The organism is Stieleria sedimenti (genome assembly GCF_025060895.1).
In the GTDB taxonomy this organism is placed as follows: Bacteria; Planctomycetota; Planctomycetia; order Pirellulales; family Pirellulaceae; genus Stieleria; species Stieleria sedimenti.
This window is the reverse complement of the sequence record NZ_JANZKV010000112.1, coordinates 1-19,332: the sequence shown is the minus strand read 5'-3', so window position 1 is coordinate 19,332 and position 19,332 is coordinate 1. Positions and strand designations below refer to the sequence as shown.

The window sequence follows — 19,332 nt, the reverse complement described above, 5'->3', positions numbered from 1 at the left end:
ACCGCAATGAGCATTGGAACCCCCAAATCATTGACGCAAGTGAACCAAGAGCGTCGCCCGAAGTCGTTTGAGCTTCCCCAGCTGCTGCAGGCTCGCACGGGCAAAATGACACGCGAACTGCTGCTCAACCCGGGCGATCACGGGCTGGGGATGACACCCGAGTCGTTGCGGGCAGAAACAACCACCGTGGCCGCCTGCGGTTACTGCGCCACCGGTTGCGGACTACGGCTTCACGTCCGCGACGGACAAGCCGTGGGGTTGACCCCCGAAACCGATTACCCGGTCAACCTGGGCATGGCTTGCCCCAAGGGGTGGGAAGCCCTGGAGGTGCTCGACGCCGATGACCGAGCGGTGCATCCGTTGTTGCGCGACTCCCATGGCGAACTCAAACGTGTCGATTGGGACACCGCACTGACGACTTTTACCGAGCGTTTCAAAGCCATCCAATCCGCACACGGCAACGACTCGGTCGCGTTCCTCAGCACCGGGCAAATCCCTTGCGAAGAGATGGCGTTCCTCGGCGCGCTGGCAAAGTTCGCAATGGGAATGCTGCACGGCGACGGCAACACGCGGCAGTGCATGGCAACCGCCGTGACCGCGTACAAGGAGTCGTTCGGGTTCGACGCACCTCCGTACAGCTATGACGATTTCCAACAGAGCGATTGTCTGGTTTTCGTGGGCGCAAACCCCTGCATCGGGCACCCGATCATGTGGGAACGCGTGCTCCGCAATCCCCATTCGCCCGAGATCATTGTGCTGGATCCCCGCCGGACCGAAACGGCGATGGCCGCGACCCAGCATTTGCAACTGCGTCCCAAAAATGATCTGGCAATTCTGTATGCGATCACCCAGCATCTGATCGCATCCGATTTGATCGATCACGAATTCATCGCGGCACACACGACCGGATACGATGAACTGGCCGCCCACGTCGCAGCGTTTACCCCCGACGCCGTCGGCCCCGCTGCCGGCATCTCTGCCGACGAGATTCGCCGCGCCGCCGAATCGATCGGTCAGGCGAAGGCGGCGTCGCTGTGGTGGACGATGGGCGTCAATCAAAGTTACGAGGGAACGCGAACCGCCCAGGCGATGATCAACATCGCCTTGATCACCGGCAACATCGGGCGTCCGGGAACGGGGGCCAACAGCATCACCGGACAGTGCAACGCGATGGGTTCGCGACTGTGGAGCAGCACGACCAACCTGTTCGGCCACCACAAGTTCGAATCGGCCGAAGATCGCCAGCGTGTCGCCGACATCCTGGGGATCGATGTTGACAAGATCCCCACGGAAACAGGTTGGTCCTACGACCGAATCGTCGAAGGGATCCGCAACGACGAAATCAAAGGGCTGTGGGTGATCGCCACCAACCCGGCTCACAGCTGGATCGACCGAGGCGACTTCCAGGAGTTGCTCGACAAGCTCGATTTCTTGGTGGTGCAAGACATGTACACCTCCACCGCAACCGCACAACACGCCGATCTGGTGTTGCCGGCGGCGGGTTGGGGCGAAAAAGAAGGCACGTTCATCAACAGCGAACGGCGTTACGGGTTGCTCAAAAAAGTCCGTAAAGCCCCCGGCGAAGCGTTGGCGGATTTCCAGATCTTTCGTGCCATCGCCGCCTACTGGGGCGTCGAAGACATGTTTGCCGATTGGACACACCCCGAAGCCGTGTTCGAAAAAATGCAAGCGGCCAGCGAAGGCCGTCCCTGTGACATCAGCGGAATCAAAGGTTATCGACAGCTGGATCAATGCGGCGGCATCCAGTGGCCGTGGTCGCGTGAAGACGCGGCGGCACACGCAACGCCGCCCCAGGAACGTCGATTGTTTGCCGACGGATCGTTCTGCCATCCGGATGCCAAGGCGCGGTTGATCGTTGACAACATCACTCCGATGCCGGAGCCGCCGGACCAAGACTACCCGATTCTGCTGATGTCCGGTCGTGGCACGGTCAGCCAATGGCACACGCAAACCCGGACCAGCAAGAGCAAGGTGCTGCGCAAGCTCTATCCCGAGCGGCCGTATGTCGAAATCCATCCGACCGACGCCAGTTTGATCGGCGTTCACAACGGCGACAGGGTGTCGGTGCGTTCGCGTCGAGGCGAAGTTTTCGTCACCGCGATGGTCACGCCCACCGTCCAACGAAATCAAGCGTTCATCCCGATGCACTACGACATCGTCAATGAATTGACACTGCGGCACTTCGATCCCCATTCACGGCAACCGAGTTTCAAGGACTGTGCCGTGGCGATCGGCAAAGCCTCATCCGCCTCAACCCACTGACCAACAAACCCTCTGATCATGCCCAGCGATAAAGCGTTCACCGAGGAACAAAAACAATTTCTTTCCGGATTCGCGTTCGGCGCAGACGTGGCGCGCGCCGTCAGCGGACTGCCGGTGATCAGCAACGGCAGCAGCTGCGGCGGCGATGCATCGATCACCGTCGGCAGCACCACGACGACGACGCTGCCGGTCGGCCCCGAGAAAATCGCACTGATCGCCCAGCAAGAAACCGAGTCTGCCGGCAAGGCACTCTGCAAGGAAGAACTCGCCAAACGAGCGAAGAACCCGCTCGACATCTGGGACGAGATGCAAGCCCGCAGTGATGCCGGCGAGTTCCCCAAAGGGACCGACGTGTTCCTGCAAAAATTCCACGGCCTGTTCTACGTGGCGCCGGCACAGAACAGCTACATGTGTCGCATGCGGATTCCGGGTGGATCGCTCCGGGCCTGGCAATTGTCGGGGCTGGCTGACCTGGCCGATCGTTCGGCCGGAGGTTTTTTAGACGTGACGACGCGGGCCAACCTGCAATACCGCGAGATCCCCGCCGATCAAGCGATGAACATTCTGTACGGGTTGCGTGAATTGGATATCGTCAGCCTGGGTTCCGGCGGTGACAACATCCGCAACTGCACGGCAAGTCCGCTTTCGGGTATCGACACGTGCGAATGGATCGAGACGATTCCGTTGGCCAAGCGGATGCACCACTACATCTTGAACAGTCGAGAAATGTATGGGCTGCCTCGGAAATTCAACATCGCGTTTGACGGCGGGGGCACCATCAGCGCCCTGGACGACACCAACGACATCGGCTTTCACGCGGTCCGCATCGCCGAAGAACACGCGACGGCCGAGTTTCCCGCCGCCGTGTACTTTCAACTCACGCTCGGCGGCATCACCGGGCACAAAGACTTTGCCCGTCCGACCGGCGTGCTGCTTCGCCCCGACCAATGCCTGGCCGTCGCCGGCGCCATCGTTCGCGTCTTCGTCAAATCGGGTGATCGCACCGATCGCAAGAAAGCGAGACTGAAGTATGTGCTGGACGACTGGGGATTCGACAAGTTTGTCGCCTCCGTCGAAGAACAACTCGGGTGGAAACTCGGCCGTTTCGACGAATCCAAATTGACCCGATCGGTCGCGGAGAACCGTTTGGCCCACATCGGGTTTCACCCCCAAGCTCAAGCGAACAAGAACTATGTCGGCGTCGTCTTGCCGGTCGGACGCATGACCAGTGACCAGGCTCGTGGGCTGGCGCAAATTGCTGACGAGTATGGCAACGGTGAGGTCCGTCTGACGGTCTGGCAAAACCTGTTGATCCCCAATCTCTCGGACGAAGACATCGATGCGGTCAAAGAACGACTGACGGAATTGGGACTCGGTTACGAAGCGAGCAGCTTTCGAGCCGGACTGGTGGCCTGTACCGGTAGCGGAGGCTGCAAATTCGCCGCGGCGGAAACCAAAACCCAGGCGATGGCCTTGGCCCGGCACCTTGAATCCCAATTCAAACTCGACAGCCCGATCAACATCCATCTGACCGGTTGCCATCACAGTTGTGCCCAGCACTACATCGGTGACATCGGTCTGCTGGGCTGCAAGGTCGAGAAAGGCGACGACATGGTCGACGGGTACCACGTGCACCTGGGCGGCGGCTGGGGCGACCGCCAGGGGATCGCTCGGCTGATCTTCGAATCGGTCGCGTATGAGGATTTGCCGGACCTGGTCTCCGCCATCATCGGCGGTTATCTGGAACAACGACACGAGGGTGAGACGTTTGTTGAATTCACGTCCAGATCGACCGATGACGAATTGAAATCCCTCGCCAGAGCCTTGGTTTGAACCGCTCTGCACTGATCACGAAAGAAGATTCGACTCCTTCCCCCCCTTTGACCGCCATGACAACCAGCTTTATTCCAGAAACGGCACCTTTCAACGACGAACAACGTGCCTGGCTGAACGGATTTTTCTCGGGCATGATGGGCATGCAACCCGGCGGCGACGCCTCCGCGGTGATGAACGCCGCCGGCCTTTCGGCCGACTCGTTGCCGGGTGCCGTGGAACAGACCAAGCAAGAAGAGGAAGACTTTCCCTGGCACGACGACTCACTGCCGATCGTCGATCGCATGGAGTTGGCCGAAGGAAAGCCCGTCGAACGACGTCTGATGGCGGCGATGGCGCAGCTGGACTGTGGCTCCTGCGGCTACCTTTGCAAGACCTACAGTGAAGCCATCGCATCGGGGGAAGAAACCAACCTGACGCTCTGCAGTCCGGGCGGGAAAGAAACCGCGAAAATGATCAAGCAGGTGCTCAAGGAATCCGGTGACACCGCCGCACCGCCCTCCAAACCCGCCAACGGCAGCCCGGCCAACGGGACGTCGCAACACGGATACTCTCGAAAAACGCCGTACGCGGCCAAGTTGATCGAATCGAGACCGCTGAACGGGGAAGGCTCGGCCAAAGACACACGACACATCGCCATCGATCTGGCTGATTCAGGAATCAAATACGAAGTCGGGGACGCGTTGGGGATCTACCCGACCAACTGCGACGAGCTGGTCGAAGCCACCGTCAGTGCCATCGGCGCCGATTCCAACCTGTTGACCGTGACACCGGCGGGTGACCCCAAATCACTCGCCAACGCGCTCCGCGAAGACTTTTGCCTGAAAGACCCCAGCGACGAGTTATTGGAACTGGCATTGAGCCGTGTTTCCGATCCGAAAATAAAATCGCAACTCTCACAAATGCTTGAAGAAGGCGCACCGGACGGCTTCGACGTTTTGGATGTCTTGCAGCTCGCTGGCGACGTGCCGATCAGTGCCACGGAGTTTCTCGAAACGCTCTCGCCTTTGAACCCGCGACTGTATTCGATCGCCAGTAGCCAAGCATGCGTCGGCAACCAGGTTCACCTAACCGTTGGCAAAGTCACCTACGGTCGAAACGGACGCATGCGAAAGGGCGCCGCCAGCACGATGCTCGCCGATCGCTTGGAACCCGGAGCCACCCTCCGCGTGTTCACACAAGCCAACCACGGCGGGTTCACCGTCCCTGCCGATCCCACCAAACCGATGATCATGGTCGGTCCGGGAACCGGCATCGCCCCGTTCTTGGCGTTCCTGCAAGAGCGAGACGCGACCAAGGCGACGGGCAAGAATTGGTTGTTCTTCGGCGACCAACATGCCGCCACGGACTTTTTGTACCAACAGGAATTGCAGTCGTATCTCGACACCGGATTGTTGACCCGGTTGGACACGGCCTTCAGTCGCGACGGGACGGAAAAAGTCTATGTCCAGGATCGCATGAAGCAGAACGCTGCCGAACTCTGGAGCTGGCTGCAAACGGGAGCCCATTTCTACGTTTGTGGCGACGCCAGCCGAATGGCCGTCGACGTCGATCGCACGCTCAAGTCGATCATCGCCTCCCAAGGTGGACTGTCCGAACAGGCCGCCGCCGACTATGTCGCAAAGCTGAGCAAGGAAAAACGCTACGTCCGCGACGTGTATTGAGGGTGTCGCGGTAAAGGGGGCACGACCTTGACCAACGCAGGATTGTGCAACCGTTGGTGTTCCAGCCTTTAGGCGATTCCCGTTCGCTGCGACGCAGCACTAGTCGACCAACCCCAGCCGAACGGCCCGGACCGCAACGTCGGTGCGATCCGAGGCCCCCGTCTTGCGCAAGATGTTCTGCACGTGTTCCTTGACGGTCTCGACACTGATCCCCAACGACTTGGCGATCTCTCGATTGCTCAGTCCGAACGCGATGTGACGCAGCACCTGAGCTTCGCGAGACGTCACCGGCAATTCCGGTGGAAGCTGTTGCGAGCGAATCGTCTCGGACATCTTTTTGCGGAGGTTGTCTAGACGGCCACCCGGGTACGCCGATCCGTTTTCGCACGCATGACTGAGCGTCTGTTCGATCTTGGTTGCCGAATCGCTCTTGAGCACGTAATCATGAGCCCCGTTGGCAGCCGCCCGGGCAAGGTAAACGGGGTAGTCGTACGCGCTAATCAAGACCACGGGCAAGTCGGGATGCGCCCGGCGAATCGATGTTAACAGCGTCAAACCGTCCATCTTCTTCATCTGAACATCGATCAGCACCGCGTCGAAGCGGTCTTCATCCAGATACCGCAGCGCGCTTTCACCGTCGGCAACCGTTTGCGCGACTCTGATCGCCGTCCCGACCAATAATTCCATGAGCCCGAGACGAGCTGCCTCATGGTCGTCGACGACCAGCGTTTTTAACGACATTGCGATCCTGCGTGCCTCTGCTTTGATTCCAAACCGCTCCAACAAACGCCAGGAGCGAACTCTCCTAAAAATGGCGTATTTGCGCCGGGAGTGTGGGGCTAATATGAGAATTTTTCGCATATCGACACACCCACACCCCCTAAAATAAGTACAAATTCGCTGCGGCAGCGGTAAGATCGGGGGGCGGGCAGAACGAAACGCGGGAATTGGATTTTGCTCTGACGCTAACGGCGACCTAGGAAAACGTGAGAGAGAACGCGCTGCATCGCGCTCGACCCCAATTCCTCGCACGATCCCCACGCCCGACATGAATGACCCCGCCTCCATTTTGCTTGTCGACGATGATTGGCACTTGGTCCAGTCGATGGCCGAATGGCTGCGGGAAATCGGACACACGGTCCAGATTGCGGATTGTTTAAACGGCGCCAAAGCGAGCCAGGACGAACATCGCTTCGACTTGGTGATCACGGATCTCCGCCTGCGTGACGAAGACGGGTTCGAGCTGATTCACCACACGCGGCAAAAGCACCCGGAAACCACGGTGCTGGTGATGACCGGATACGCGACACCCGACACGGCGATCGAAGCGATCAAAGCCGGCGCGTTCGACTTGCTGACCAAGCCGCTGATCGACGACGAATTGAACTTGGCGATCAGCCGCGCGGTTTCGCAGCGAGACATCACGCTGGAGAACCAAAAGCTTCGCCAGCGACTCGATAGCCGAAGCGGGCTGGAGAACATTCTCAGTCACGACTATCGGATGATGAAAATCTTCGATGTGATCGACAGTGTGGCCGACGCCAGGGCATCGATCCTGATCACCGGGGAAAACGGAACGGGCAAAAGCATGATCGCCCGCGCGATCCACGAACGCAGTTCCCGTCGTAGCAAACCGTTCGTCGAAGTCGCCTGTGGGGCACTACCGGACAATCTGCTCGAGAGCGAATTGTTCGGCCACGTCAAAGGCGCCTTCACCGGTGCCAGCGGTGACCGGGTCGGCAAGTTTCAATTGGCCGACAAGGGCACCCTGTTTCTCGACGAAATCGGAACCGCGACCGCGGCGATGCAAGTCAAACTGCTGCGAGTGCTTCAGGAATTCCAGTTCGAACAACTCGGCGGCACGCAAACGCACTCGGTCGATACACGCGTGATCCTGGCGACCAACGAAGACCTTTCCCGTGCGGTGACCGAGGGATCGTTTCGACAAGACTTGTACTACCGGGTCAACGTCGTCAACATCGTTCTGCCATCGTTGCGTGAGCGGGTCGGCGACATTCCCTTGTTGGTCGATCACTTCCTCCGCGAAGCCGCCGAAACGTGCGGGCGGGAGATCGAAGGCTTTGATCAACACGCGATGGCCACCCTGCAATCGTATCGTTGGCCCGGCAACGTTCGACAATTACAAAACGTCGTCGAGCGTGCGGTGCTGCTCTCTCGCGACAACGTGCTGACACTGGAAGACCTGCCGCCGGAAATCTTGGGCCGCGTGGCCGATCCGCTGGCATCGGCGATCCCACAGGCCGCCGGCGAAAACACCCTCAAGCCGTTCGCGATGACGCCGGCCAGCTGTCAAAATAAAAGTCTGCGTGAAGCACTCGAAGGCCCCGAACGCGAGATCATCTTGCATTCACTCCGCCGCCACAATTGGAACCGAGCCGCAACGGCCGACGCGTTGGAAATCAATCGCACGACGCTTTACAAAAAGATGAAGCGTCTGGGTCTGGACGATCCACGGCTGCAATTCGCAATGGAAGGGTAGGGCATGCTGTGCATGCCATCTGCCTGTCACGCACAGCGTGACGTACGTCGTCTCAGCTCAACGTCCGCAGCGCTGCCGGCAGGGCTTCACATTCTTGCTTGAACACCCGGGCGGCAAGGCTGTCGGGCGTGTCATCGGCACGCACTTCACAGGCCCGCTGCAAGATAATCGGACCGTGGTCGTATTGGTTGTCGACAAAGTGCACGGTACAACCGCTGATCGTGACACCACGCTCGATCGCCGCCGCGTGAACGTTGTGGCCATACATGCCCTGGCCCCCGAACGCCGGCAGCAAGGAAGGGTGAATGTTGATCACGCGGTTTTCGAAATCGTCGGGAATCAGCACGTGTTTCAGAAACCCAGCCATCACCACGTACTTCGCACCGCAGCGGCGAACCGGATCGAACATCGCGTCACTGTAACTGGCATCGTCGTGGTCGCGTTTGCGAATCACCAGCGTCTCGATGCCATCGTTCTGGGCGATCTCGATGCCACGCACGCCGGCGCGACTGCTGATCACCAACCGGACATCGATCGGCAGGTCGTGCTCATCGCGATGTCGCAACAGGTTTTCAAGCGTCCTGCCGCCGCCGCTTAAAAAAACGGCGATCGGCAGTTTGGTCGTCTCGCCGCTCATGACGCGGTCGCCTTGGCGACGAACACGCCGCCGTGCTCCGACGCCGCCGAATCGACGCCCTCGATCGTGCCGATCTCCAGTGAATCGGCCAGCGTTTCGTTGCAGATGGTCGATCGGTGTTCCTCGATCGCTTGGGTCACCTCGTCGCTGGCTGAATCGATCGCGACGCGGATCCGATCGGTGTACTGGCAATCGATCGCTTTGCGTTGATTCTGGATTCCGCGAATCAGATCGTTGGCGATCCCTTCACGTTGCAACTCCGGCGTGACCTCGGTGTGCAACACGACAACGGAACCGAGCCCCTGAGCCGCCGCCCAACCCTCTTTGGCCTGCAAGCGGACTTCGATGTCGTCCCCGTCCAACTCGATCACGTTGTCACCGAGCTCAAGTTTCACAACACCGTCGGCTTGCAACTGGCTCAACAACTCGTTCCCGTCGGCATCGGCGAGTGCCTTCTTGACCGCCGGCACTTGCTTGCCGACTTTCGGACCGAGTCGTTTGAAGTTCGGCACGACGGTGTATTGGACATATTGGTCGCCTTCGGTCGTGTAGTGAACGGCTTTGACGTTCAACTCTTCACGCACCAGGGCGTCGTGGTTTTGCAGCCAGGCGATCTGGGAATCGTCGGTCAAAATCACAGTGACTTCAGACAACGGCAAACGCACCTTCAATTTCTCGCTCGCCCGCGCGGCGCGTCCCAGCGAAGCGATCTCACGCAACAGTCGCATCGAGTCGGACAGATCGGTATCGATCCGCTCGGCGTCGACGACGGGAAAATCACAGAGGTGGACGCTGCACAACGTCTTGTCGCCGAAGGGTTCGGTCAGGCGTTGCCAAAGGGTATCGGCCAGAAACGGCGTGAAGGGCGCGGCCAGTTTGACCAGTTCCAACAGCGTTTCATACAGCGTCCAATAGGCGTCGTGTTTCTCTTGCGAATCCTTGTCGGCGGCCCAAAACCGATCGCGGCTGCGACGGACGTACCAGTTGCTCAACCCGTCCAACAGCGAAGAAATCGCTTGGCAGGCGTTGTAGTTGTCCAAGGCGTCCATGCGGTCGATCACCTTGGCGGTCGCCTGGTTGAGTTCCGACAGAATCCAACGATCGATCTCGCTCCGCTCCGATGCCGGCCGGTATTTTGGCGCCGACGCCAGCGACCCCGGCGTCAGTTGCTCGTCGGCGGCGACGGCGTCACGCGGGTCAAAGCCGTCGATCTCGGCATAGATCGTGAAGAAGCTGAACGTGTTCCACAGGCGAAGCAGGAACTCGGGGATCGAATCCTTGATCGACTGTTCGGCATAGATGATCGAATTCCACGGTGCCTGATTGGCAAACAGGTACCACCGCAGCGCGTCGGCCCCGTAGCGGTCAAAGATCTCTTCGGGGCTGCGGTAGTTTCGCAGGCTCTTGGACATCTTGCCGACTTGCTTGTTGAATTTCTTGCCCGGATGTTGCTTGGTCTCGGACTCTTCCAACAGGATCGTTTTCTTTTTCTCGTCGTCTTCATGCTCCCACCACTGGGAAAGCATCAGACCGAGCACGATGCAATTGCGGAACGGCAGCGGATAGTCGAGCTCTTTGACTTGCAACGATTCCGCTTCGGTGCCCGGTTCGGCGACCGATGCCCCTTCACCGAACAGCATCGTGGCAATCGCCAGTTGGCTGTAGAACCAGCCGCGGGTCTGATCGATCGCTTCGCTAATGAAGTCGGCCGGGAATTGCGACTGGAACTGCTGGTCACCGGTGTGCGGCCACCCCCACTGGGCGAAGGGCATCGCACCGCTGTCATACCAGCAATCGATGACTTCGCTGACCCGTCGCATCCGCTTGCCATCGGCAAACGGCGAATCATAAGTGACTTCGTCGATGTACGGTTTGTGGACCCGCAGATCGTCGACCAGTTCCGGGTGGGCCGCTTTGGCTTGCAGCCAAACCTCCGTGCCTTGAATCCCCGGCTTGGCCAACAATTCCTCGTAACTGCCGACGGCTTCCATCCGACCGCTTTCTTCGCAAACCCAGATCGGCAGCGGCGTGCCCCAGTAACGTTCGCGCGACAGCGCCCAATCGACGTTCGATTCGAGAAAGTTCCCGAACCGCCCGTCGCGAATGTGTTCGGGTTGCCAGCCGATCTGCGAGTTGTTCTTCAGCATCAAGTCGCGGAACTTGGTCGTGCGAATGAACCAGCTGCGGCGAGGGTATTGGATCAGTGGATCTTGATCGGCCCGCCAACAGAACGGGTAATCGTGCAGGTACTGTTCCTGCAAGAACATCAACCCGCGTTCTTTGAGATCCCGTGAGAGTGCCTTGTCGGCGTCTTTGACCCAGACACCGAGGAACGCCTCCGGAACCGCTTCGTTGAATTTTCCGTCCGGGCCGACCGCGCAGAGCAATTCAGGTTGTTCGCCCTCGACAAAGCGTCGTCGCTGTTCGTCATAGACTTCATAGTCGACTTCGCCGAACGCCGCCGCTTGATGGACGATGCCCGATCCGCTGTCGGTGGTGACAAAGTCGGCCGCGACGACCCGCCAGTAGTGGTGCTCGGTTTTGGAGTCACCGCTGGCCGCCTTCAATGTCCCGGTCGGGTCGCCGGTCGATTTCAGGTAGCCGTCAAACGGCGGCGTGTAACGCAAACCGATCAGATCGCTGCCACGACATGTTTCCAACAGCTCGAATTTGCACTTCGCCTTGTCCGCGATTTTGTCGACCAGCGCAGACGCCAGATAGAATTCTTCGCCGGTTTCGCCGTGCTTGACCAACGTGTACTCCAGTTCGGGATGAACCGCGGCGTACATGTTACTGGGCAGTGTCCACGGGGTCGTGGTCCAGACCAACAGACTGCGCGAGGAATCGTCCACCAGAGGGAATTTGACGTAAACACTCGGATCGGCGACTTCCCGATAGCCCTGACCCACCTCGCCCGAGGAGAGGGCCGTACCACCCTGGGCCCACCACCAGACGATCTTGTGGCCTTGGTAGAGCAGCCCGCGATCGAACAGATTCTTCAGACTCCACCAAACACTCTCGACGTAACTCTGGTGATAGGTCACGTAGGCCTGCTCGAGATCGACCCAGAATCCCAGTCGTTCGGTCAGACGCTGCCACTCCTGCATGTAGCGCCAGACCGATTGCTGGCATTTTTGGATGAAGGGCTCGACACCGTAGGCCTCGATTTCCTCTTTACTGTGGATCCCCAGCTCTTTGCCGACCTCGACTTCGACGGGCAGTCCATGCGTGTCCCAGCCCGCTTTTCGCTCGCAACGATAGCCCCGCATCGTCTTGTATCGGGGAAAAACGTCCTTGATCGCGCGGGTCAGACAGTGGCCGGGGTGGGGCATCCCGTTGGCTGTCGGGGGGCCTTCGAAAAACACAAAGGGAGGTGCATCGGCACGGCGCTGCAGCGATTGCTTGTAGACGTCGTTTTGCTGCCAAAACTCCAGAATCTGCTCTTCCAGAGCCGGAAATTTGGGGCTGGCGGGGGCGGCACGAAACGGGGCAGCGGAGTCAGACATCGTTGTCATGGGAAGCTGAAACGGGTTTTTCGGAGCGAATGCGAAGCGGGATTGTAATGGGATTTCGGCGTTTGACGTAGGCGGAGTAATGGGGGGGAACGCGGATCGGTTTTGTCCCAAGCGGACCGCCGGACAAATGGGACCAATAGGACAAAGACGACTTATGGGTCCTATCGGTCCCATCCGTCCTATCCCAGCCTGAATTCCCCTCGGGCGGCTCGCCGCCCGACTGCCGCCACCCGCCCGCACATTTTCACTCATCCGCAAAGCCAGCCTTACCGATAAACTTGTTTGTGTAGCTTCGCTTCGACGCTCCGCCTCCCCAAACTCTCGCCGCCCAGTTGATGTCGCTTTCGGTTTCCACACAAAACGATCCAGCGTCAGGACGGCCCGAGAACGGGTCCGCCACGATTCGGGACATGCTTTACGCCTGGGTGGTTCAGTGGGGAGCGGCGGTGGTCGATGGCATTGCGACGGTCGGCGATATCGCGATGTTCGCTTGGCAGATGCTGGTATGGATTTTTACGCGGTTGCCACAGCGCGGAACGCTGTTGATCAACTTCTATCAAATCGGCGTGCTCAGTCTGCCGGTGGTGGCCTTGACGGGGACGTTCATCGGGATGGTGCTGGCCGTTCAAAGCTATTACCAGTTTCACGCGATCGGGCTGGAAAGCCATTTGGGTGTGGTGATCAACACCTCGCTGGTCCGGGAACTTGGTCCGGTGTTGGCGGCGACGATGTTGGCCGGCCGGGTCGGCAGCGCGATGGCGGCGGTGTTGGGAACCATGCGTGTGACCGAACAAATCGACGCGTTGACGACGATGGGTGCCGATCCGGTTCACTACTTGGTGGTGCCTCGGTTTTTGGCCTGCATCTTTTTGATTCCCGCGCTCACGATCATGGCCGATTTCATGGGCATCGTCGGCGGCTACTTTTACAGCGTCATGGTGTTGGAAATCGATCATGCGGCCTATCTGACGCACTCGCGTGACGGCGTGGTCGGATTCGATTTGTTCAGCGGAGTTTTTAAGAGCGTCTTCTTCGGCGGGATGATCGCTGTGATCAGTTGCTACCAGGGATTTCATTGCAAACCGGGCGCAGAAGGCGTCGGCAAAGCGGCGACGCAAGCATTCGTGTATTCCTTCGTGATGATCTTGGCCATCGATCTGTTCTTGAACATCATCTTGGACAAAATCTATTTCGCCATGTACCCCGCGGGAGCGAACATCTTATGAGTGATTCTGCGGTGGAACATCTGATCGACGTGCAGCAGTTGCATGTCGATTTTCACGGCCAAAAGATCTTGAAAGACATCAGTGTTTCGATCGAAGCCGGGGAAACCGTCGCGATTATCGGCGAAAGCGGTTGCGGCAAAACCGTGTTCATGAAAACGATCGTCGGGCTGATCCCGCCGACTCGGGGCACGATTCGGTTTGACGGGCAAGAACTTTCGACACTGTCACCGGCGGCACTCAGCGACGTCCGGCGACGATTCGGTTTCGTGTTTCAAAACGCGGCTTTGTTCGACAGCATGACGATCTTTGACAACGTCGCGTTTCCGATGCGGCAGTCGACCACCGCCGATGAGGACGAGATTCACGAACGTGTCTTGAAACATCTTCAAGAAGTCGGATTGCCACCCACGGTGATTTCGAAACGTCCGAGCGAATTGAGTGGCGGCATGCGCAAGCGAGTTGGCATTGCCCGCGCGATTATTTTACAGCCCGAATTGGTGGTCTACGACGAACCGACGACGGGACTGGATCCGATCATGAGCGACGTGATCAATGAACTGATGCTGGACGTCCGAAAACGCTATCCGGTGACCAGCGTGATCGTCACGCATGACATGCGAACGGCCCAAAAGGTCGCCGACCGCGTGTTGATGTTTTACCCGCGGGCAAGACTGGCCAAGGATGAACCACAGGTGCTCTACGATGGTCCGCCCGCCGGGCTGGATCAATGCGAAGACGATCGGGTGCGTCAATTCGTTCGCGGCGAAGCCGGCCAGCGTCTGATGGAGATAACGGGTTAATCATGGACGATAACAGACTGAAATTCGGCGTCGGCGTGCTGGTCATTGCCGCCATCGGAATCGGAATCATCCTGACGTTCTTGTTCGGCGCCGTGCCACGCGTGTTGACCGGTGAAGTCCGACTGCTGGTTCAGTTTCCAACCGCCGAGGGTATCAACTCTAACTCGCCGGTGCTGCTGCGTGGCGTTGAAATCGGACGCGTCATCGACAAAGAACTGCGAGAGAACGATGTCTTGCTGACCATCGGCATCGACCCCAAATACCAAAACAACTTGACCCACGAATACCTTCCCAAAATCAAAACGAAATCGATCATCACCGGGGACGCGAAACTGGAGTTCGTCAAAGGAACCGAAGACGAATTGCTGGAAATCCACAAAGAACGATTGCAGACGATTCGCAGCGAAACGTACACCCACGATCAGTTAATCTCTTACGGAACACCCGCCTCCGACCCCTTCAGTCTGGTGTTCAATCTGGAAGACGAAGTCCGTGAAACGCTGGAGGCGGTCCAGTCGGCCAGCGGGTCGTTGCAATCGGTCGGTGACAACGTCAATCAACTGGTCCAGAATGCCGACGGTGTGGTCCAAAACGCCGAGGGGCAAGTGGGCAACGTCGCACAAGACGCCCGCAACGCGTTGATCGAATTCCAAGGTGCGATGCGCGACATTCGCAACGTGATCGGCAACCCCGAACTGAGAGACAGTCTGGCCGAAGCCCTCCGCGAACTTCCGCTCGTGCTGACCGAAGCCCAAACCACGCTGCAGTCGACCCAAAGGACCTTTGAAAGTTTTGAACGCGTCGGACAGCGGTTCGAAAACGTCGGCGTCGCGGCGGAGAAAACGGTGCAGAACGTCGACCAAACCATCGACACCGTCCGCAACACCATCGAATCCGCCGAACGGGCGATCGTGAATGTCGAAACGATCACCAAACCGATCGCGGCCAACAGCGACGAACTGGTGGATCAGGTGCTGATCAACCTGAAGAACCTCGACCGCACGCTACGCCAAGTCGAAACGTTTGGCGTGGCGTTGAACAATAGCAACGGAACCGTCCGCCGGTTGTTGGAAGATGATGACATCTATTGGCAAGTCCGCCGCACGATCGAAAACGTCGAATTGGCCACCGCCAAGATCCGCCCGATCCTGGACGACGTTCGGATCTTCAGCGACAAAATCGCCCGCGACCCACGCCAGTTGGGCGTCAAGGGAGCACTCGACAAACGCGGCAGCGGACTGGGATTGAAATAGCAATCAAGTTCGTCATGCCAACGCGCGTCCTGGCCGACCGCTCGGAGTGATGGCAGAATGATTCGGGGCAGAATCATGGAGAGGCAGTCGATCCCCGGTATGGCGAATTGATTCGCCATCGTTTTGCCCCCATCATCCTGTCCTCCATCATTCTGCCCCGCATGATTCTGCCTTTTTGTCTTAAAATCTCCAAGTCTGCTGACAGATTCCCCAACTCCTTGCGTGTATTCTGCCGCTCCGCAATACCCGCCAGCAGTCGAGTTGATTTTGTCCGTTCCCGAAACACGACCGAGTATCCTGATTCGGCTGCGCGACCATCGCGACCGCGACGCATGGCGGCAATTTGTCCAGGTCTATCGTGGCGTGATCCGTCGTGTCGCAATCCGATATGGTTTGCAAGAAGCGGATGCCTCGGACGTTGTCCAGGATGTCTTGATTCGTGTCAGCAAAGGCATCGACGGGTTCGAGCAAGATCCCCAGCAGGCCAAGTTTCGCACCTGGCTGGGGCAGGTCATCCGTTCGGCGATCGTTGACCATCATCGGCGGCGACCACGTAAGCAGGGCAGTGGATTGACGGAAGTCCACGATCAACTCGCACAATTGGCCGATGCCGAAGATCAGGCATCGTTTGATCAGGTCGTGCGTCGCGCAAGCCGTGACGAAATCTTCCGCTGGGCGGCGCGTCGAATCCGCGGGGAATTCGCCGAGTCCTCTTGGTCGGCATTTTGGAAAACGTCGGTCGAACAACAGAGCGTCGAATCGGTCGCCGAACAACTCGGACGGTCCGTCGGCGCGATCTACACCAGCCGCTCGCGGATCATGCGACGACTGCGTGAGGAAGTTTGTCTGTTCGACCAAGATCCGATGTTCGACCAGCAGGAACATTCAACGGGAGGTATGCCTGATGAAGCATGAACTGCACCCCGAATCCGAAACGCTCCTGCAATACCTCCGGGAAGAGCTGTCCAGAACGCAATCAGACGAAATTGAATCGCATTTGAACGAATGTCAATCGTGCCAAGACAACTTGCAGTCCATGGCGGCCGATCCGAATTGGTGGGGAGCGTTGTCGCGGTGTTTGTCCGATTCGTCAACGGACATTGGCATCGCGATTGATGCGGAACAAACGGCTGCCTCGCCGGACGAGCTTTGGTTCGTCGAACACCAACAGATTCAAAACCTGCTCTCTCCGACGGATGACCCGAGCAAGATCGGACGGCTGGGCGTCTATGAAGTGATCGGAATTGTCGGGGCAGGTGCGACGGCGGTCGTGCTCAAGGCGTTTGACGCGGCGCTCAACCGTTTCGTCGCGATCAAATTATTGCGTCCCACCTTGGCCGCTTCACCGATCTCGCGAAAGCGGTTTGCGCGTGAAGCTCGCGCGGCGGCGTCGATCGTTCACGAGAACGTGATCGAAATTTATGGCGTCAGCGAAGTGGACGGTCTGCCGTATCTGGTGATGCCCTACGTGCGCGGCGAGTCGCTCGCCAACCGCATCGAACGGTCTTGGCCGATGTCGACCGACAGTTAGACGAACTGGCCCCCTGACTCCGAACGACCGATCCATCTGGAGAATCTCGATGCGATACGTAGTGACAGTCTTTTCATGTTTCCTCATTGGCGGCTCGTTCCATGCCGTGGCCGACGAAGACCATCTCAAACTCATTCAAAACGCGGAGACTCTCGCGGCTGAATACAGAAGTTTGGAAAATGACTCGGACGCCAAGTCGGAGTTGAAGTCAAAGGTCAAGTCTCTGATCCAACAGAGTTTCGAGGCTCGACAGACGGCGCAGCGGAACCAGATTCAGGAGATGCGAAAAAAGCTGCGCCGGGCGGAAGAGACGCTCGAAAGTCGCGAAGTGATCAAGGACCGAATTATCGATCGCAAAGTCGAAGACTTACTCTCGGGCCAAGCGGCGGATTGGAAAGCGAACGCTGCACCCGAAGATCAGCTTTTTGACGTCATCGGCATCGGTGACATCGTCGCGGTGTATCTGCCGGGCGTCCTGCCGTTTGAGTCTGCCAAACAGGGCCCGAGTCCACCAAAAGTCACGTTGCTCGATTCGGGCCGTCTGGTCACCGGATTTCCATTGGCCGTCGGATCGGACGGCGCGATCGCGATGCCGCTGGTCGACCCGATCGAAATCGCCGGACTGACCGTCCGGGCGGCGGAAGAAAAGATCGCAAAAACCTATCTCGACGCAGACATCCTCCGCCCCGGGAAAGCACGTCCGCTGTTGACGTTGATCCCAAAAGCGGAAGCGTCTCGTCGAACAAACGAGGCCCCGAATACGATCGCTGCAAACGCACTTGGCAACACTTCTGCATCGCCCGTCGCCGCTGGCGTCGCGTCATTCGAAGACACCTACGGCCGGCTCGACAAAGCAAGGGAGCTGGTCACAAAATTTCGATCCAATCAACAGATGATCGACCCGTATAGGCAAATACTCGAATCAGCGAGGGTCTCGGTTGAGGAGAGAGCCAACGCTCGTCGAGCCGTCTCAGCTTACGAATCGATACAAGCGACCGTTCGATTTCGCCTCGAGCTCGAAAAGGACTATCTCACCGACGTGATGGAGCAGTTGGAAACCGAGCTTCGCTCAAAACAATCCCTGCTTGAAAAAGCGACAGGAAAACTGGCCATCACCGAAAAACTTTATACGTCAGGCACCACGACCTCCACCGAATTATCCGATATGAAGTCCCAAGTGTTACAGGCGAAGGTGCAAGCCCAGAGTGCTGAGCTCAAATACGCCCAGTACAAGAAAATTGCCAAGCGATGGCAGGAGATCGTCGGCGACGTCCTGGGCGAAGACGCCGATTCAAAATAGCGTGTAAATGAAAGGGGCGGCCGGTGAGTTGGTGACGAAGGCCAACACGACGAGCAGCAACAACACGACCAGAATCGGCGTCAGCCACCATTTCTTGTTGTACTTCACGAACCAAACGAACTCCCGGAAAATCCCGGGATCCGCCCCATCGGCCATCGAGTCGAAGGACTCGGTGACTTCGTCTTCAGGTTTTTTGGAGGGCTTGTCGGGTGTCGTCATCGCGGGATCAAAAGGTTCGGAAATAGGATTGCGGGTCGGACGGCAAGTCGATCGATCGCCAATTCGATTTGGAATCGGACGCGTTCGTGCGGATCGACTTCCCCTTCACGCGGAACCAAATCGAAATCGGCGTGACCACTCCATAATAGACGATCGCCAGAACGACGAGGGTGGCGGTCCAGCGGATCGGATACGTGATCGCATGGAAGAACGCGATCAGCTTCGGCTGAGACGCCGGGATTAAATAATACACCATCGCAACGACCAACGCGGCCGCGGCCAGTCCACCAGACAGAAAAGGCGACGCGATCGCACGCCACGCGATCCAGGCTAGCATCAACAACGCCGCCGCGATGGCGACGCCGAAAGAGCGTCGGTGGGAATCTGTCGGTGGTTTCATGGCCATGTTAAGTCGTCTTTTCGTTCAGGCGAGGGCGCGGAAGAAGGGATGGCAGAATAATTCGGGGCAGAATGATGAGAGGGGGAGGGGAGACAAGGAGACAAGGAGCGGAGCGGAGCGATAGATCTTAATAAGACCTGTGCCCCCCAGTTGCCACATCATCGTTCTGCC

15 protein-coding genes are annotated in these 19,332 nt (G+C 58.4%); 10 read left to right on the top strand and 5 right to left on the bottom strand.

The genetic code is table 11. The features are described 5' to 3' along the window. Nucleotides 1-6 precede the first annotated feature (6 nt). Genes NZK35_RS15610 through NZK35_RS15600 form a run of 3 tightly spaced genes read left to right on the top strand, consistent with a single transcriptional unit; the run spans nucleotide 7 to nucleotide 5,780 of the window. A complete protein-coding gene (locus NZK35_RS15610; protein WP_259633466.1) occupies nucleotides 7-2,283 on the top strand; it encodes a molybdopterin oxidoreductase family protein in 2,277 nt (758 codons plus the stop codon). A gap of 18 nt (nucleotides 2,284-2,301) precedes the next feature. After that, nucleotides 2,302-4,116 (top strand): NirA family protein, encoded by a 1,815-nt coding sequence (locus NZK35_RS15605; protein WP_259633465.1) that lies wholly within the window; start codon nucleotides 2,302-2,304, stop codon nucleotides 4,114-4,116. A 56-nt stretch (nucleotides 4,117-4,172) separates the two neighbouring features. Further along, nucleotides 4,173-5,780: a sulfite reductase subunit alpha gene (locus NZK35_RS15600; protein WP_259633464.1), complete on the top strand. Its 1,608-nt coding sequence runs from the start codon at nucleotides 4,173-4,175 to the stop codon at nucleotides 5,778-5,780. 99 nt (nucleotides 5,781-5,879) lie between these two features. On the opposite strand, the gene NZK35_RS15595 is transcribed toward NZK35_RS15600, so the two are convergent. Then, nucleotides 5,880-6,521, bottom strand: coding sequence for a response regulator transcription factor (locus NZK35_RS15595; protein ID WP_259633463.1), 642 nt, complete (start codon nucleotides 6,519-6,521; stop codon nucleotides 5,880-5,882). Nucleotides 6,522-6,828: 307 nt separating this feature from the next. Between NZK35_RS15595 and NZK35_RS15590 the strand changes: the two genes are divergently transcribed. Then, nucleotides 6,829-8,280 carry a sigma-54-dependent transcriptional regulator gene (locus tag NZK35_RS15590; RefSeq protein ID WP_259633462.1) on the top strand — a complete coding sequence of 484 codons (1,452 nt, stop codon included), beginning with the start codon at nucleotides 6,829-6,831 and terminating at the stop codon, nucleotides 8,278-8,280. Between the two features lie 52 nt (nucleotides 8,281-8,332). Here NZK35_RS15590 and purN read toward each other — a convergent pair whose 3' ends face one another. Further along, nucleotides 8,333-8,917, bottom strand: coding sequence for a phosphoribosylglycinamide formyltransferase (gene purN, locus NZK35_RS15585; RefSeq protein WP_259633461.1), 585 nt, complete (start codon nucleotides 8,915-8,917; stop codon nucleotides 8,333-8,335). Beyond that, complete coding sequence (gene ileS, locus NZK35_RS15580; RefSeq protein ID WP_259633460.1) at nucleotides 8,914-12,423, bottom strand: isoleucine--tRNA ligase; 3,510 nt, start codon at nucleotides 12,421-12,423, stop codon at nucleotides 8,914-8,916. The genes purN and ileS overlap by 4 nt, the downstream gene beginning before the upstream one ends. Nucleotides 12,424-12,842: 419 nt before the next feature. Between ileS and NZK35_RS15575 the strand changes: the two genes are divergently transcribed. The 6 genes from NZK35_RS15575 to NZK35_RS15550 all read left to right on the top strand — a co-directional run bounded on the left by NZK35_RS15575 (nucleotide 12,843) and on the right by NZK35_RS15550 (nucleotide 18,542). Continuing rightward, entirely contained in the window at nucleotides 12,843-13,658 is an 816-nt protein-coding gene (locus NZK35_RS15575; protein WP_259633459.1) for an MlaE family ABC transporter permease, read from the top strand. Beyond that, nucleotides 13,655-14,458 carry an ABC transporter ATP-binding protein gene (locus tag NZK35_RS15570; RefSeq protein WP_259633458.1) on the top strand — a complete coding sequence of 268 codons (804 nt, stop codon included), beginning with the start codon at nucleotides 13,655-13,657 and terminating at the stop codon, nucleotides 14,456-14,458. Before NZK35_RS15575 ends, NZK35_RS15570 begins: the two co-directional genes overlap by 4 nt. 2 nt (nucleotides 14,459-14,460) lie before the next feature. Next, nucleotides 14,461-15,711 (top strand): MlaD family protein, encoded by a 1,251-nt coding sequence (locus tag NZK35_RS15565; protein WP_259633457.1) that lies wholly within the window; start codon nucleotides 14,461-14,463, stop codon nucleotides 15,709-15,711. Nucleotides 15,712-15,933: 222 nt separating this feature from the next. Continuing rightward, the gene (locus NZK35_RS15560; RefSeq protein ID WP_259633456.1) at nucleotides 15,934-16,626 is read left to right on the top strand and encodes an RNA polymerase sigma factor; all 693 of its coding nucleotides are present in this window, start codon (nucleotides 15,934-15,936) and stop codon (nucleotides 16,624-16,626) included. Next, nucleotides 16,616-17,242, top strand: a complete 627-nt coding sequence (locus NZK35_RS15555) for a protein kinase domain-containing protein (RefSeq protein WP_259633455.1) — start codon at nucleotides 16,616-16,618, stop codon at nucleotides 17,240-17,242. The genes NZK35_RS15560 and NZK35_RS15555 overlap by 11 nt, the downstream gene beginning before the upstream one ends. 49 nt (nucleotides 17,243-17,291) lie before the next feature. Beyond that, the gene (locus tag NZK35_RS15550) at nucleotides 17,292-18,542 is read left to right on the top strand and encodes a polysaccharide biosynthesis/export family protein (RefSeq protein ID WP_259633454.1); all 1,251 of its coding nucleotides are present in this window, start codon (nucleotides 17,292-17,294) and stop codon (nucleotides 18,540-18,542) included. On the opposite strand, the gene NZK35_RS15545 is transcribed toward NZK35_RS15550, so the two are convergent. Both NZK35_RS15545 and NZK35_RS15540 read right to left on the bottom strand, forming a co-directional pair. Beyond that, nucleotides 18,534-18,761, bottom strand: coding sequence for a DUF5989 family protein (locus tag NZK35_RS15545; protein WP_259633453.1), 228 nt, complete (start codon nucleotides 18,759-18,761; stop codon nucleotides 18,534-18,536). The genes NZK35_RS15550 and NZK35_RS15545 overlap by 9 nt on opposite strands. Nucleotides 18,762-18,768: 7 nt before the next feature. Next, the gene (locus NZK35_RS15540) at nucleotides 18,769-19,161 is read right to left on the bottom strand and encodes a hypothetical protein (protein ID WP_259633452.1); all 393 of its coding nucleotides are present in this window, start codon (nucleotides 19,159-19,161) and stop codon (nucleotides 18,769-18,771) included. Nucleotides 19,162-19,332 lie beyond the last annotated feature (171 nt).

Bases quoted from the DNA above. Each gene is read 5' to 3' on its own strand.
- NZK35_RS15610 (WP_259633466.1), top strand. From the start codon at position 7: ATGAGCATTGGAACCCCCAAATCATTGACGCAAGTGAACCAAGAGCGT.
- NZK35_RS15605 (WP_259633465.1), top strand. From the start codon at position 2,302: ATGCCCAGCGATAAAGCGTTCACCGAGGAACAAAAACAATTTCTTTCC.
- NZK35_RS15600 (WP_259633464.1), top strand. From the start codon at position 4,173: ATGACAACCAGCTTTATTCCAGAAACGGCACCTTTCAACGACGAACAA.
- NZK35_RS15595 (WP_259633463.1), bottom strand. From the start codon at position 6,521: ATGTCGTTAAAAACGCTGGTCGTCGACGACCATGAGGCAGCTCGTCTC.
- NZK35_RS15590 (WP_259633462.1), top strand. From the start codon at position 6,829: ATGAATGACCCCGCCTCCATTTTGCTTGTCGACGATGATTGGCACTTG.
- purN (WP_259633461.1), bottom strand. From the start codon at position 8,917: ATGAGCGGCGAGACGACCAAACTGCCGATCGCCGTTTTTTTAAGCGGC.
- ileS (WP_259633460.1), bottom strand. From the start codon at position 12,423: ATGTCTGACTCCGCTGCCCCGTTTCGTGCCGCCCCCGCCAGCCCCAAA.
- NZK35_RS15575 (WP_259633459.1), top strand. From the start codon at position 12,843: ATGCTTTACGCCTGGGTGGTTCAGTGGGGAGCGGCGGTGGTCGATGGC.
- NZK35_RS15570 (WP_259633458.1), top strand. From the start codon at position 13,655: ATGAGTGATTCTGCGGTGGAACATCTGATCGACGTGCAGCAGTTGCAT.
- NZK35_RS15565 (WP_259633457.1), top strand. From the start codon at position 14,461: ATGGACGATAACAGACTGAAATTCGGCGTCGGCGTGCTGGTCATTGCC.
- NZK35_RS15555 (WP_259633455.1), top strand. From the start codon at position 16,616: ATGAAGCATGAACTGCACCCCGAATCCGAAACGCTCCTGCAATACCTC.
- NZK35_RS15550 (WP_259633454.1), top strand. From the start codon at position 17,292: ATGCGATACGTAGTGACAGTCTTTTCATGTTTCCTCATTGGCGGCTCG.
- NZK35_RS15545 (WP_259633453.1), bottom strand. From the start codon at position 18,761: ATGACGACACCCGACAAGCCCTCCAAAAAACCTGAAGACGAAGTCACC.
- NZK35_RS15540 (WP_259633452.1), bottom strand. From the start codon at position 19,161: ATGAAACCACCGACAGATTCCCACCGACGCTCTTTCGGCGTCGCCATC.